Source organism: Bacillus sp. EKM420B (assembly GCF_011065565.1).
In the GTDB taxonomy this organism is placed as follows: Bacteria; Bacillota; Bacilli; order Bacillales; family Bacillaceae; genus Bacillus; species Bacillus velezensis.
Window position 1 is genome coordinate 977,676 of the sequence record NZ_JAAMNX010000001.1, and the last position, 13,435, is coordinate 991,110.

The 13,435-nt window shown below is 43.6% G+C and carries 21 protein-coding genes; 14 read left to right on the top strand and 7 right to left on the bottom strand.

What is annotated here, in order from left to right:
* Positions 1-66: 66 nt before the first annotated feature.
* Both sirA and G9F48_RS04625 read left to right on the top strand, forming a co-directional pair.
* Positions 67-513 carry a sporulation inhibitor of replication protein SirA gene (sirA, locus tag G9F48_RS04620; protein WP_069013573.1) on the top strand — a complete coding sequence of 149 codons (447 nt, stop codon included), beginning with the start codon at positions 67-69 and terminating at the stop codon, positions 511-513.
* A gap of 85 nt (positions 514-598) precedes the next feature.
* The gene (locus tag G9F48_RS04625) at positions 599-817 is read left to right on the top strand and encodes a YneF family protein (protein WP_003153994.1); all 219 of its coding nucleotides are present in this window, start codon (positions 599-601) and stop codon (positions 815-817) included.
* A 73-nt stretch (positions 818-890) separates the two neighbouring features.
* On the opposite strand, the gene G9F48_RS04630 is transcribed toward G9F48_RS04625, so the two are convergent.
* Positions 891-1,064 (bottom strand): aspartyl-phosphate phosphatase Spo0E family protein, encoded by a 174-nt coding sequence (locus G9F48_RS04630; RefSeq protein ID WP_012117647.1) that lies wholly within the window; start codon positions 1,062-1,064, stop codon positions 891-893.
* A gap of 201 nt (positions 1,065-1,265) precedes the next feature.
* Here G9F48_RS04630 and G9F48_RS04635 point away from each other — a divergent pair, with 201 nt between their 5' ends.
* The 3 genes from G9F48_RS04635 to G9F48_RS04645 all read left to right on the top strand — a co-directional run bounded on the left by G9F48_RS04635 (position 1,266) and on the right by G9F48_RS04645 (position 2,991).
* Complete coding sequence (locus G9F48_RS04635; protein ID WP_088056486.1) at positions 1,266-1,973, top strand: cytochrome c biogenesis protein CcdA; 708 nt, start codon at positions 1,266-1,268, stop codon at positions 1,971-1,973.
* Positions 1,974-2,057: 84 nt separating this feature from the next.
* Positions 2,058-2,420 (top strand): response regulator, encoded by a 363-nt coding sequence (locus G9F48_RS04640; RefSeq protein ID WP_007410327.1) that lies wholly within the window; start codon positions 2,058-2,060, stop codon positions 2,418-2,420.
* Positions 2,421-2,499: 79 nt separating this feature from the next.
* A complete protein-coding gene (locus tag G9F48_RS04645; RefSeq protein WP_088005392.1) occupies positions 2,500-2,991 on the top strand; it encodes a CcdC family protein in 492 nt (163 codons plus the stop codon).
* A 27-nt stretch (positions 2,992-3,018) separates the two neighbouring features.
* Here G9F48_RS04645 and G9F48_RS04650 read toward each other — a convergent pair whose 3' ends face one another.
* The 4 genes from G9F48_RS04650 to sspO form a co-directional block, all read right to left on the bottom strand.
* Positions 3,019-3,447, bottom strand: a complete 429-nt coding sequence (locus G9F48_RS04650; protein ID WP_003153987.1) for a DUF2621 domain-containing protein — start codon at positions 3,445-3,447, stop codon at positions 3,019-3,021.
* A gap of 232 nt (positions 3,448-3,679) precedes the next feature.
* Entirely contained in the window at positions 3,680-4,051 is a 372-nt protein-coding gene (locus G9F48_RS04655; RefSeq protein WP_003153985.1) for an Hsp20/alpha crystallin family protein, read from the bottom strand.
* A 94-nt stretch (positions 4,052-4,145) separates the two neighbouring features.
* Positions 4,146-4,292, bottom strand: a complete 147-nt coding sequence (locus tag G9F48_RS04660; protein ID WP_003153984.1) for a small acid-soluble spore protein P — start codon at positions 4,290-4,292, stop codon at positions 4,146-4,148.
* Between the two features lie 29 nt (positions 4,293-4,321).
* Positions 4,322-4,468, bottom strand: coding sequence for an acid-soluble spore protein SspO (gene sspO / locus G9F48_RS04665; protein WP_003153982.1), 147 nt, complete (start codon positions 4,466-4,468; stop codon positions 4,322-4,324).
* Positions 4,469-4,699: 231 nt separating this feature from the next.
* On the opposite strand from sspO, the gene acnA reads away from it, so the two are divergent.
* The 7 genes from acnA to G9F48_RS04700 all read left to right on the top strand — a co-directional run bounded on the left by acnA (position 4,700) and on the right by G9F48_RS04700 (position 9,497).
* On the top strand, positions 4,700-7,426 hold the full coding sequence (gene acnA, locus G9F48_RS04670) for an aconitate hydratase AcnA (RefSeq protein ID WP_146276849.1): 2,727 nt from the start codon (positions 4,700-4,702) through the stop codon (positions 7,424-7,426).
* A 61-nt stretch (positions 7,427-7,487) separates the two neighbouring features.
* The gene (locus G9F48_RS04675) at positions 7,488-7,997 is read left to right on the top strand and encodes a TlpA family protein disulfide reductase (RefSeq protein ID WP_165409093.1); all 510 of its coding nucleotides are present in this window, start codon (positions 7,488-7,490) and stop codon (positions 7,995-7,997) included.
* A 78-nt stretch (positions 7,998-8,075) separates the two neighbouring features.
* Positions 8,076-8,201 carry an FbpB family small basic protein gene (locus G9F48_RS04680; RefSeq protein ID WP_012117651.1) on the top strand — a complete coding sequence of 42 codons (126 nt, stop codon included), beginning with the start codon at positions 8,076-8,078 and terminating at the stop codon, positions 8,199-8,201.
* Positions 8,202-8,264: 63 nt separating this feature from the next.
* Entirely contained in the window at positions 8,265-8,411 is a 147-nt protein-coding gene (locus G9F48_RS04685) for an acid-soluble spore protein N (RefSeq protein WP_003153977.1), read from the top strand.
* Positions 8,412-8,435: 24 nt separating this feature from the next.
* Positions 8,436-8,678, top strand: a complete 243-nt coding sequence (gene tlp / locus G9F48_RS04690) for a small acid-soluble spore protein Tlp (protein WP_003153975.1) — start codon at positions 8,436-8,438, stop codon at positions 8,676-8,678.
* Positions 8,679-8,765: 87 nt separating this feature from the next.
* Positions 8,766-9,182, top strand: coding sequence for a YbgC/FadM family acyl-CoA thioesterase (locus G9F48_RS04695; protein WP_003153973.1), 417 nt, complete (start codon positions 8,766-8,768; stop codon positions 9,180-9,182).
* Between the two features lie 15 nt (positions 9,183-9,197).
* Positions 9,198-9,497, top strand: coding sequence for a hypothetical protein (locus tag G9F48_RS04700; RefSeq protein WP_003153968.1), 300 nt, complete (start codon positions 9,198-9,200; stop codon positions 9,495-9,497).
* A gap of 29 nt (positions 9,498-9,526) precedes the next feature.
* Here the strand turns inward: G9F48_RS04700 and G9F48_RS04705 are convergent, their stop codons facing one another.
* Together G9F48_RS04705 and plsY are read right to left on the bottom strand one after the other, a co-directional pair.
* On the bottom strand, positions 9,527-9,814 hold the full coding sequence (locus G9F48_RS04705) for a HesB/YadR/YfhF family protein (protein ID WP_007410318.1): 288 nt from the start codon (positions 9,812-9,814) through the stop codon (positions 9,527-9,529).
* Between the two features lie 88 nt (positions 9,815-9,902).
* Entirely contained in the window at positions 9,903-10,484 is a 582-nt protein-coding gene (plsY, locus tag G9F48_RS04710) for a glycerol-3-phosphate 1-O-acyltransferase PlsY (RefSeq protein WP_065180807.1), read from the bottom strand.
* A gap of 151 nt (positions 10,485-10,635) precedes the next feature.
* Here plsY and G9F48_RS04715 point away from each other — a divergent pair, with 151 nt between their 5' ends.
* Positions 10,636-11,043, top strand: a complete 408-nt coding sequence (locus G9F48_RS04715) for a CoA-binding protein (protein ID WP_007410316.1) — start codon at positions 10,636-10,638, stop codon at positions 11,041-11,043.
* Between the two features lie 424 nt (positions 11,044-11,467).
* The gene (gene parE, locus G9F48_RS04720) at positions 11,468-13,435 is read left to right on the top strand and encodes a DNA topoisomerase IV subunit B (RefSeq protein WP_014305073.1); all 1,968 of its coding nucleotides are present in this window, start codon (positions 11,468-11,470) and stop codon (positions 13,433-13,435) included.

Here is a 13,435-nt window from a genome sequence, read left to right on the forward strand (position 1 = left end):
ATTCTTTCTTTTCTCCTTTTGTATAATAGAAAGCAATAACGAAGCGCTGTAAAAGGGGATGAGGAAATGGAACGTCATTACTATACGCACCTGATAAAGGATGAGTTTGCGAACCACTACTTCGGGCGGGAAACGGCTATGTTTGAGTTGTTTCGAGACTATCATTGGACAGATCTGACACCCCAGGAATATCAAATGACAGAAAAGCAAGTTCAATATATAACGGAACCGATTCCGGTGATACATATGCATCAGCATCTCCAGCTGCATTTAAACCGAATGAGTTACAGCCGTTTGGATTCCATTTACCGGCTTACACTGCCCGGAGAAAAGGGCCGTGCCACCTTCATGATGAAAGACAGTTTAATTGAGATTGCGGCTTCGGGAGATTATGAGGCGGAAACGATTTTCTTTGAGATTCTGCGTAAAATCAGCCCCTGTTTTCTTGCAATGGATTTCAAGACACGGCGCTACGGGTGGTTAAATCCGGTCAGAGAAAGAAATTTTGTCTAAAAACGAGGAAAAAGAGATGTAAATGTTGTATAATAGCCTTTGGTTTAGTACACTTTAAACTAGACAACATGAAGGAGGAAATAAAATGACTTTATGGGTTGGCATCCTAGTGGGCGTTGTCGCATTGCTCATAGGTGTTGCACTCGGGTTTTTTATTGCTCGTAAATATATGATGAGCTATTTGAAAAAGAATCCGCCTATTAATGAACAAATGTTACGCATGATGATGATGCAAATGGGAATGAAACCTTCTCAAAAGAAAATTAATCAAATGATGAAAGCCATGAATAATCAAGCGAAATAATACGTACAGATTATGATATAGAGATACATGGTTATAAAAATAAAAAACCCGGAGAGGGTTTTTTATTTTGGCGTCATGTTTCACCCCAACTGCCGGTGTGCAGTTCTTTTTGATATTGTATGAGAAGGTGGTCAAGCTCCTGGCTGAGTTCTATCGTAATGTTTGATGTCATTCCGTTTGTCATGACGATTTTAAGCAGCTCTGCCCGTTTTTTTTCAATTTCATTTAATAGATGCTCTCTAATCACAGGGATATATCCTTTCATACATAAATCTTTCACCTGAGTCGCTATTATTATATCCACATTTATACTGTTTTTCAAATAAGAAGGAGTATAATATCTCGATGTCAAATTAAATTATATAAGCTTTTTCTATAAAAAGTAATCCTTCTCGGGAAAGTGTTAAAAAAATGAAATGATTTTGTCATAACTCGAAGGGAGTGTGTCATCGTGAGTTTTAATTACTTTCTGACGTTTGGGGCCGGATTTCTGTCTTTCATTTCTCCATGCTGTCTGCCGTTGTACCCCGCCTTTTTATCTTACATAACTGGTGTCAGTATGGACGAGGTGAAAACAGAAAAGGTGATGCTGCAAAAGCGTGGCCTCGTGCATACACTTTGTTTTTTGCTTGGCTTCTCCGTGATTTTTATCGCATTGGGATATGGAACTTCGTTTATCGGCAGTTTTTTTACCCAATATCATGAAGCGATCCGCCAGTTTGGCGCTATCATGCTGATCCTTTTCGGGCTGATTACTGCCGGTGTGTTTCAGCCGAAATTCATGATGAAAGAGCGGCGCATTCACTTTAAACGCCGTCCGGAGGGGTTTATCGGTTCGGTTCTGATCGGTCTTGCGTTTGCAGCCGGCTGGTCGCCGTGCAGCGGGCCTATTTTAGGAGCCGTGTTTTCGCTGGCAAATACAAATCCTTCTTCAGCAGTGCCGTATATGTTTTTATATGTTCTCGGTTTTGCGATTCCTTTTCTTGTTCTTTCATTTTTTATTACCAGAATGAATTGGATTCGCAAGCATCAGCTGCTTATCATGAAAATCGGCGGCATTCTTATGATTCTGATCGGAGTTATGCTGTTTTTTAACTGGATGAGCTACATTCTGATCGTTCTGTCAAATCTTTTCGGAGGATTTACGGGTCTGTAACGGATTAATAACTTTTGAACTATTATATACCCTTTCGTTTTTGGTACAATAAGACTAGTTAATGTTAAATATGTGGAGGGGAATATGACACGAGTTTTAGTTGTAGATGACGCCAAGTTCATGAGGGTGAAAATCAGAGAGATTCTGGAATCGGCAAATTACACAGTGGCCGGGGAAGCGGCTGACGGCGAGGAAGCCCTGGCAGTATATCAAAAAATCCGTCCCGACCTGGTGACAATGGATATTACCATGCCGGTCAAAAACGGTATACAGGCGCTGCAGGATATTTTAGCTTTTGACCCGAAAGCCCGGATCATCATGTGCACCGCCATGCGGCAGCAGCGGATCGTTCTGGAAGCGATTGAATTAGGCGCTAAAGACTTTATCGTTAAACCGTTTGAAGCATCTAAAGTGCTGGAGGCCGTAGGCCGGGTAACGGGAACGTAAACGTGTTCTCTTTTCAAATTGGTTTTTTTTATGTTTTTGGAGTATAGTATATAGTATCAAACTCCGTGCAAGCAAAGGAATGATAAAGATGATGATTATAATTTCATCCGTTATTGCAGCGGCCATGGCAATTTCCGTGATGATCGTCAGGATTAAAGCCTCCGACAAGCCCGCTTCACCTAAGAAAATAATTCTCCCGCCGATTTTCATGAGTACGGGAGCGCTTATGTTCCTTTTTCCGATTTTCAGAGTGACGGGCGAAGAATTTTTGGAGGCCATTACGCTGGGCGTGATCTTCTCTATTTTTCTGATTAAAACATCTAAATTTGAGATTAAAAATAATGAAATCTATTTAAAACGGTCAAAAGCGTTTGTGTTTATCCTGATTGGTTTGCTGGTTATCAGAATCGCTATGAAATCCATTTTGAGCACGACGATTGATTACGGAGCTTTAAGCGGAATGTTTTGGATTCTGGCTTTCGGAATGATTGTCCCGTGGCGCATCGCGATGTTTATGTCTTACCGCAAACTTTCTAATGAACTGAAGACCGCTGATATTCAGATGAATTAAAACCTTTCCGGCGGACGGAAAGGTTTTTTATTTGAGCAGGGCCTGATAAGGAGTAAGATCAATCTGTTTTTCGCGGAGATGCTTTTTTAAAAATTGATGATCACGCTTAGGAGTGGCGAGTATGTAACCCCTGATGATTAAATCACGGTTTATTTGTTCAGCTTCCTCCGCTAAGGAAAGTTCACCGATTTTTCCGGCGATTTTCGCTTTGGCTACATCCCGAAAGAGCTCCGGCACGGGAGCGACCAATTCATCCAAAAACGCCTTGTCACCCGCATTCCATAAGTGCCTGCTTTTTTCAATATAATAGTCCTGCCAATCCAGTTCTGACCGGCCGTCTTCTTTCGGTAAGCGTTTTAAAAATTTTCGAAACATAAAAAACCCGCCGATAGACAGCAATCCGATCATCACGATGACCCAAAATAAAATAAACCACATAAACCAGCCTTCTAGCATTGTTCTATCTCCTCCTTACTTTAACCATATTGTAAACGAAGACAGAATAGAAGAACACATGAAAAAAGAATAGAAAAAATGATAGATGTCCAGTCATTCCGGTTGCTAGAACATATTCTATCGTATAGTGATTCTGCTATTTGGCCATGGGAGATTCACTTTGAGGGTATATGACTGATATGACCGGACAAAAAAGCCGCTTCCATTGAGGGATGAAAGCGGCTTTTTTATGTTATAGAGGAAATTGAAAGGAAAAAGAGGCAGGAGTCTCATTTGGCTCCTTGTTCATGGAGACGGTCAGAATATGGTTGGTGAAATCAGTGAAAATATGTTTGTCATTCAGATAAAAAGGAAGCACCATTTGTTTGTTTAACGTCCGTTCAAGCGTTTTAACAGAGAGCATAAACTCATTTCCCGAAAGAGTGACGGTGATCGCCTGCACCTGCTTCAGCGCCGTCAGGTCGGCTTCAATGATATATTGACGGCTTGTTTCATATAGATCGATCGGCAGCGTCTCGTCATACCAAGCATACGGGTCCTCGTAAAACTGCCGCAGCCATTCTTCCGTATCATCAAATTCTTCAGCGTTTTTTGAGTGATTCATGGAAGCATTCCTCCATATTAAAAAGCCTTGCTATAACGTATGCAGAAGCTTTAAATGGGTGAATGGCACAAAAAAACAGACACCGGGGTCTGTTTTACATATCGTGGCTTGTATTATGTTTTTGTCTTGTATGGTTGCGGTTTTTCACTTTTTTGCTTCCGCTCAGCGGTTCCGGCTGGCCGGGGTTATGGCCCTTCGGAGCATTTTTATGCATATCTTTACTCGTATTTTTATTTGTCATGTTAAAGCCTCCTTTTTAAGGTGTTCCGGCTATTGGTTTGTTTTTCTTTTTTTATTGTTCTGCCGTTCTTCTTCCGTCAGGACGAGCTGGTCATTTTCTATATAACCCGCGCCTTTGCCTTGGCTTTTCGCATCATTCATGCCGTTAATTACATGATTGGCTTTCCGTTTTACCATGATCATCACCTCAACATTAATATGGCTCTTTACAGCCCGTTGTATGAGGCGGAAAATCGGACAAAATTTACCGAAAATCATACTGATAAGACGATCTTATTGTATTTAATAAAAACATTGATATTTACTTATGTATGATTTTATACTAAGATGAAATTGTGAGAAAATTGTGATGGAATGTGAACATTCATCTAAAGAACGATCTTGATCATTGAAGGGGGATTTTGGAGAATGACAAATCAGCAAAAAGTCGCAACACAAGACGTTTTCCAAGCAAGAAAAACATTTTCTTCAAATGGGAAAACATACAACTACTATTCATTAAAAGCATTGGAAGACGCAGGGGTCGGCAATGTTTCAAAACTTCCTTATTCTATTAAGGTTCTTTTGGAATCCGTTTTGCGTCAGGTAGACGGACGCGTCATTACAAAAGAACATGTTGAAAATTTGGCAAGATGGGGTACTGCTGAATTAAAAGATATCGATGTGCCGTTTAAACCGTCACGGGTTATTCTACAGGACTTTACCGGCGTTCCGGCCGTAGTTGACCTGGCATCTTTAAGAAAAGCCATGGCCTCTGTCGGCGGAGACCCTGATAAAATCAATCCTGAAATTCCGGTTGACCTGGTCATTGACCACTCCGTACAAGTCGACAAAGCCGGTACGGAAGACGCGTTAGCCATTAATATGGACTTAGAATTCGAAAGAAATGCAGAACGTTATAAATTTTTAAGCTGGGCAAAGAAAGCGTTTAACAATTATCAGGCCGTTCCGCCTGCAACAGGTATCGTTCACCAGGTAAACCTTGAGTTTTTGGCAAGTGTTGTCCATACGAAAGAGGAAGACGGAGAACTTGTGACCTATCCTGATACTTTGGTGGGAACTGATTCCCATACAACAATGATTAACGGAATCGGCGTTCTCGGCTGGGGTGTCGGCGGGATTGAGGCGGAAGCGGGAATGCTCGGCCAGCCTTCATATTTCCCTGTTCCTGAGGTCATCGGCGCGAAACTTGTCGGAAAATTGCCTAACGGAACGACGGCGACTGACTTGGCGCTGAAAGTCACTCAAGTGCTGCGTGAAAAAGGCGTAGTCAATAAATTTGTTGAATTCTTCGGTCCTGGTGTTGCTGAGCTTCCGCTTGCGGATCGGGCGACTATTGCCAATATGGCGCCGGAATACGGAGCGACTTGCGGATTCTTCCCGGTTGACGAGGAAGCACTTTCTTACCTGCGTCTGACCGGCCGTGAAGAAGAGCAGATCGATGTTGTGGAAGCATACTGCCGCAGCAACGGTTTATTCTATACGCCTGACGCGGAAGAGCCGATTTTTACAGACGTTGTGGAAATTGATCTGTCTAAAATCGAAGCGAACCTTTCAGGCCCGAAACGTCCGCAGGATTTAATCCCGCTTTCCGTTATGCAGGAAACGTTTAAAAAACATCTTGTCAGCCCGGCCGGAAACCAAGGATTCGGAGCGGATGCTGCTGAAGAGAACAAAGAAATTTCATTTAAACTTAACAGCGGTGAAGATGCGGTTATGAAAACAGGGGCGATTGCAATCGCCGCTATTACAAGCTGTACGAATACATCAAACCCTTATGTATTAATCGGTGCCGGATTGGTAGCCAAAAAAGCGGTAGAATTAGGCTTGAAAGTGCCGAATTATGTGAAAACTTCACTTGCACCGGGGTCTAAGGTTGTTACTGGATACTTAGTCAACTCAGGTCTGCTTCCTTACATGAAGGAGCTCGGCTTTAACCTCGTAGGGTATGGCTGTACGACATGTATCGGGAACTCCGGCCCGCTTTCTCCAGAGATTGAAGAAGCGGTTGCTAAAAATGATCTCTTGATCACTTCTGTCTTGTCGGGTAACAGAAACTTTGAAGGCCGGATCCATCCGCTTGTCAAAGGAAACTACCTTGCGTCACCGCCGCTTGTTGTCGCATACGCGTTGGCAGGAACTGTAAACATCAACCTGAAAACGGACCCGATCGGTGTCGGAAATGACGGACAAAATGTTTATTTCGATGACATCTGGCCGTCCATGGATGAAATCAATTCTCTCGTCAAACAGACTGTTACGCCGGAATTATTCCGCAAAGAGTATGAAACGGTATTTGACGACAACCAGCGCTGGAACGAAATCGAAACGACGGATGAAGCGCTGTATAAGTGGGACCAGGATTCCACTTACATTCAAAACCCGCCGTTCTTTGAGGAAATGTCTGTAGAGCCGGGAAAAGTTGAGCCTTTAAGAGGACTTCGCGTTGTCGGCAAATTCGGAGATTCCGTGACGACTGACCACATTTCTCCGGCCGGAGCGATCGGAAAAGACACACCGGCGGGCAAATATCTGCAGGAAAAAGGCGTTTCTCCTCGTGACTTTAACTCTTACGGCTCACGCCGCGGAAACCATGAAGTCATGATGAGAGGAACATTCGCCAATATCCGCATTAAAAACCAAATCGCACCGGGTACAGAAGGCGGATACACAACACATTGGCCTACCGGGGAAGTGACATCTATTTATGATGCCTGCATGCGGTATAAAGAAGATAAAACGGGTCTTGTCGTCCTGGCCGGAAAAGATTACGGAATGGGCTCTTCACGTGACTGGGCTGCAAAAGGAACAAACCTGCTCGGCATCAGAACAGTCATTGCCGAAAGCTTTGAAAGAATTCACAGAAGCAACCTCGTCTTCATGGGTGTGCTGCCGCTCCAGTTCAAACAGGGTGAAAACGCGGATACACTCGGCTTAACCGGTAAGGAAGTCATTGAGGTGGATGTTGATGAATCTGTACGTCCGCGCGACTTGCTGACTGTCAGAGCAATCAGTGAAGACGGTACGGTAAAAACGTTTGAAGTCGTTGTCCGTTTCGACAGTGAAGTGGAAATTGATTACTATCGCCACGGCGGCATTTTACAAATGGTGCTTCGCGATAAAATGAAACAGTAGCAGAATGAACAAAGGAGAGAAAGCAGTCTGCTTTCTCTCTTTTTATGCGGGAGGCCTTAAGATGCTTGCGAAATGGCTGGGCGGAATGTTACTTATCGGGTTGTTAGTGTATGCGGGCGGGAATATTTATTCTGTGCAAAAAAGTCCGAAAGAAGGGACAGAAGAAGGGATGAAAGCCCCTGACTTTACACTTGATACATTGTCAGGAAAAAGTATCTCCCTTTCTGATTATAAAGGAAAAAAAGTGCTCCTCAATTTCTGGGCGACGTGGTGCAAGCCGTGCAGAATGGAAATGCCCGATATGCAGGAGCTGCAGAAAGAATATCCTGATATTGCGGTAGCAGCCGTTAATTTTACGTCCTCTGAAAAAAATATACAGGCTGTGAAATCATTTGCTGATCATTATCAGCTGACCTTTCCTATTCTGATTGACAAAAGCGGAATTAACGGGGATTTCAACGTGCTTTCTTATCCGACAACATACATATTAGACGAAAAAGGAACCATTCAGCACATTCGCGTAGGCACGATGACAAAAAAAGAAATGAAAGAAAAACTGGATCTCAAATAGAGGTTCAGTTTTTTTATTGTAAAGGGCTTAGGTTTTGAAAAATTGGAAAAAATGAATGAAAACACGGAGGTGAGAAGATTGAAAAAAATGCGAAAACGTTCTTTTCATGAATTGGTTATGGAAAATAAACGTGAGCTGATGACCAATACGGAATATTTGAATCAGCTTGAAGAAAAGCTGGAGCAGCGGTTCAAACAAAAATAACCTTTAATTTGCAGTCATGTTTACACCTCCTTTTGCAAAATATACTCTTAAGGAGGGATGAACATGGGCATAAACAAGAAAGACGGCCAGCCGCAATACGCTCCGAGCCACTTAGGGACAAAACCCGTTAAATATAAACGCAATAAAGGGGAAAAGTTTCATGACAAGTCAAACGGACATCCGATTGTCATGCAGACGAAAGGCGAATAACATCATCAAAGGAGAGCAGACATTATGACAAACAATGATCAAAAACCGAATCCGGATGACCGTTCCGATAACGTTGAAAAGCTGCAGGATATGGTGCAGAATACAATTGAAAATATAGAAGAAGCGAAAGAATCAATGGAATTTGCGACAGATGAGGAAAAACAGCGCATTCAAGAAAAGAATGCCAGACGCAATGAAAGCATTGAATCGTTCCGCAGTGAAATTCAGGATGAATCGGCTGCAAGAGAAAACGGCTATCAATCATAATAAAAACCAGGGAAACCTGGTTTTTTTCTCTTTCCGGCTCGTTGTGATAAAATGGGGGCTAATCTGATAAAAAGGGAGCAGAGAACGTTGCATGTGTCAAAAAAAGAAATAGAAGTGCGTTATGCGGAAACAGATCAAATGGGCATCGTCTATCATGCCAATTACTTAGTCTGGATGGAGGTCGGCAGAACGGCGCTGATTAAGGAACTCGGATTCCTTTACAAGGATATGGAAGATAGAGGAGTGCTGTCCCCTGTATTGGATATCAGCATTTCTTATAAAAAGCCGCTCCGCTACGGAGAAACGGCTGTCGTACATACTTGGATTGAAGAATATAACGGATTTAAAACCGTTTACGGCTACCACATCTATAATCCGGATCAAGAACTTGCCATCAAAGCGACATCCTCTCATATATGCGTTGATAAAGAGAGCTTCAAACCGATTCAGTTTCGCAAGGCTTTTCCTGATTGGCATGCCGCTTACGAAAAGGCAAAAAAATAAGGAGCGGCTGCAGTTATGGCATTTGGAATTACGCGTAAGGAACTGGAAAGATGGAAGCGGGATGTATCGGAAGGGAAAATCGCTTTTTTAACGCATTACTGGCTGGACGACCGCTTTCCGGAGGCTAAGACCGTGACGAAGGCCGGTTCAAGCGATCTCAATAAACTGATCAGATGGGGAGCGGAGTACGGGCTGAAGCCGGAGTGGATTCACCATAAAAATGAATTTCCCCACTTTGACCTGCTCGGAGAAACGCAAAGAAGCATATTAGAAAAAGAACGTCTGACTGATCATCTCAAAAGGTTCAGGCTGTAAAAAAAGAACGCATCCGCTGCGTTCTTTTTTTACACGTAATCAAATACCGGCTCTTCTGCCTGATCTGAATATGTGACTGACAAATCGTGATTATCAAAGTACCATAAGTCGCTTTCTTCAATAAAAAAGGTAATGCCTTCAACTTCCGTGCTGGTGCCGATGTTCATCGGCCGGTCTTTTAAAATGCCGAGAGAAAAGCCTTTCTGAACGTTGCTGCATCCCCCGTAACGGACAAAGAAACGGACATGGTCGCCTGTTTCCAGATCGAGCTCTTCTTTGTACCAATCCAGCGCGCCTTTCGTTACTTTCATGTTCATCCGGAACACTCCCTTTTTGTTTCTCATATAAAGAAATTATCTCTATTATAAACGCATATGGCATTTTGATGTCAAAATTGAAGTTTCATCAAAACCATTTGATCTTCGGTTCTGTTTTGTTTATAATCCGTTTGATGTTTGCCCTGTGTCTGTAGATAACAAACGCGGTCAAGAGCGTCACTACGATTAATAAATAAGGGTCTTTTACAAACAGACAGTAAATAATCGTATAAATCCCTGTTAACATTGAAGACAGAGAAACAAATTTCGTAAGGAATAAAAATACGAAAAATACTGCCACCATCGTAACGAATAACAGCGGAGCATAAAACAGCAGGACGCCCCCTGATGTGGCTACGGCTTTGCCTCCTTTAAACTTTGCGAACACCGGGAATACATGGCCGATCACTGCTGCCACCCCTGCGAGAAGAGGATGAATGGGGACGTGCAGTAAATATGGGAGCGCCGCGGCCAGGGTGCCTTTTAAAATATCGGCTGCGACGACGACCGATCCCGCTTTAACGCCAAGCGTGCGAAAAGCATTTGTAGCGCCCAAATTGCCGCTTCCGTGTTCTCTAATATCGATCCCTTTCGCAAGTTTGCCTACGACTAAACCTGACGGGATGCTGCCTATTACATAGGCCAAAATAATCAATAAAGCAATCAACATCTACATTTCTCCTTTTCAATGTCCCTTCACTCTATTTTAACACGAGTTGTTACCGTCTGATGACAAGTTTTTTGAGAATTAAGCTGACAAAGCGCTTTTTTTGATTCCGGCGAAGCGGTCATGTACAATATATCAAAAGGAGATGGTAAAGATGCAAAATCCTTCAAAATCAGAGATTAAAGAAATTCTGGACCGGAGCAAACGGATCGCAGTCGTCGGGCTGTCAGACCGTCCCGACCGGACTTCTTACATGGTTTCCAAAGCGATGCAGGATGAAGGATATGAAATTATTCCCGTCAACCCAACGATTGATGAGGCGCTTGGCGTTAAAGCCGTTGCTTCGTTAAAAGACGTGGAGGGGCCGATTGATATCGTGAATGTGTTCAGACGCTCTGAGCAGCTTCCCGGCGTTGCTGAAGAATTTTTACAGACGGACGCTCCCGTTTTTTGGGCGCAGCAGGGCCTTGCAAATGAAGAAGCGTATCGCATGATTACAGACAAAGGACGGACGGCTGTTATGGATTTATGTATAAAAGTCGCCCGCGCTGTTATAAAATAGGAACAAAAAAGGCAAAAATCCTTGGCAAATCAGGGGTTTTTGCTTTTTTATTGAAAGAATACTCTTTGCGTATGATGATGAAACAGATACAATAAAGCATGAACAGCTTTTTTAGAAACCCCTTTATACAGGGGTTTGCAGTCTGTTTGCGATGGCCGGCATAAAGCTATATAATAGAAAGCGAACTCATGTTCTTATCTGCCGAAAAGGGCACCAAAAAGATGAAAAGCCGTTCGAATGTATGTCTTGCGGCCTAAAAAAACGAGCCATTCGCTTAAATATGTTGCGAAATCAAGCATATTGGTTATAATTGTGAGTCCGAGGAGAATTGGACCGAAGCTTGCGCATACTGAAAAACAAAGACATGAAAACATTTAAAAAAGAGAATGATTAAGAGCAGGTTTTTTGAAAGGGGTTTGTACGTTTGGCTAGAAAACAGCAATTTGATTACAACGAAGATGCCATACAGGTGCTTGAAGGCCTGGAAGCCGTCAGAAAACGACCGGGAATGTACATCGGTTCGACGGACGCACGCGGCCTGCACCATCTGGTATATGAGATCGTCGACAATTCCGTCGATGAAGTTCTTGCCGGCTACGGAGATCATATTATCGTAACGATACATAAGGACAACAGCATCTCTGTACAGGACAGAGGACGCGGAATGCCGACCGGGATGCATAAGCTCGGAAAGCCGACGCCGGAAGTTATTTTCACCGTGCTGCATGCCGGGGGGAAATTCGGACAGGGCGGCTATAAAACAAGCGGCGGTCTGCATGGTGTCGGCGCATCTGTCGTAAACGCATTATCGGAGTGGCTGACAGTTACTATTGAGCGTGACGGATATGTTTATAAACAGCGGTTTGAAAACGGCGGCAAGCCCGTGACTTCACTTGAAAAAATCGGAACGACCAAAAAAACGGGAACGCTTACCCATTTTAAACCTGATCCGTCAATGTTCAGCGCAACGGTTTATAATTTTGACACGCTGTCAGAACGTCTGCGCGAATCGGCTTTCTTGTTAAAAGGTTTGAAAATAGAATTAATTGATGAACGGAACGGCGTAAAAGAAGTATTTTATTATGAGAACGGAATTGAAGCATTTGTCGCTTATTTAAACGAGGAAAAAGACGCTTTATGCGAAGTGGTGTCCTTTGAAGGCGAGCATCATGATATTGAAGTCGATTTCGCATTTCAGTTTAATGACGGGTATTCAGAAAATATGCTGTCATTCGTTAATAACGTCAGAACAAAGGACGGCGGCACCCACGAATCAGGAGCCAAAACTGCAATGACAAGAGCGTTTAACGAGTATGCGCGAAAGGTCGCCCTTTTAAAAGAGAAAGACAAGAACCTTGAAGGCGCCGATATCAGGGAAGGTTTGTCCGCAATCATTTCCGTCCGTATCCCGGAGGAACTGCTGCAATTTGAAGGCCAGACGAAAGGGAAGCTCGGCACAAGTGAGGCGAGATCCGCCGCGGATGCCGTCATTTCCGAGAATCTTGCTTATTTCTTGGAAGAAAACCGCGATACGGCAACCCTGCTTGTCAAAAAAGCGATTAAAGCAAGCCAGGCCCGTGAAGCGGCCCGTAAAGCGAGAGAAGAAGCGAGAAGCGGCAAAAAGCGCAAAAAATCAGAAGCGACGCTGAGCGGAAAACTCACACCGGCCGGTTCCAGAAATCCGGCGAAGAATGAATTGTATCTTGTGGAGGGAGACTCTGCGGGAGGTTCTGCAAAACAGGGAAGAGACCGGAAATTCCAAGCCGTGCTGCCCCTTCGCGGAAAGGTCATCAACACAGAGAAAGCAAAGCTTGCAGACATCTTCAAAAATGAAGAAATCAATACGATTATTCATGCGATCGGCGGAGGAGTCGGCGCAGATTTTGATATAGACGACATCAACTATGACAAGATCATCATCATGACGGACGCAGATACCGACGGCGCGCACATTCAAGTCTTGCTGTTAACGTTTTTCTACCGCTATATGAAACCTTTAATCGAGCACGGAAAAGTCTTCATCGCCCTTCCGCCTCTTTACAAAGTGAGCAAAGGAAGCGGCAAGAAAGAGATTATTGAATATGCTTGGTCCGACGAAGAAATGGACGGCGTTTTAAAGAAAGTCGGTAAAGGGTATACCATCCAGCGCTATAAAGGTCTGGGAGAAATGAACGCAGACCAGCTCTGGGAAACGACGATGAATCCCGAGTCGCGAACGCTCGTCAGAGTCAAAATCGACGATGCGGCACGGGTAGAGCGCCGTGTAACGACATTAATGGGAGACAAAGTAGAACCGAGAAGAAAATGGATTGAAAAGAATGTTGCCTTCGGATTAGATGAGGAAAGCAATATTTTGGAAAATGAAAACTTGTCGGTCGCTGAGGAGGTTTAA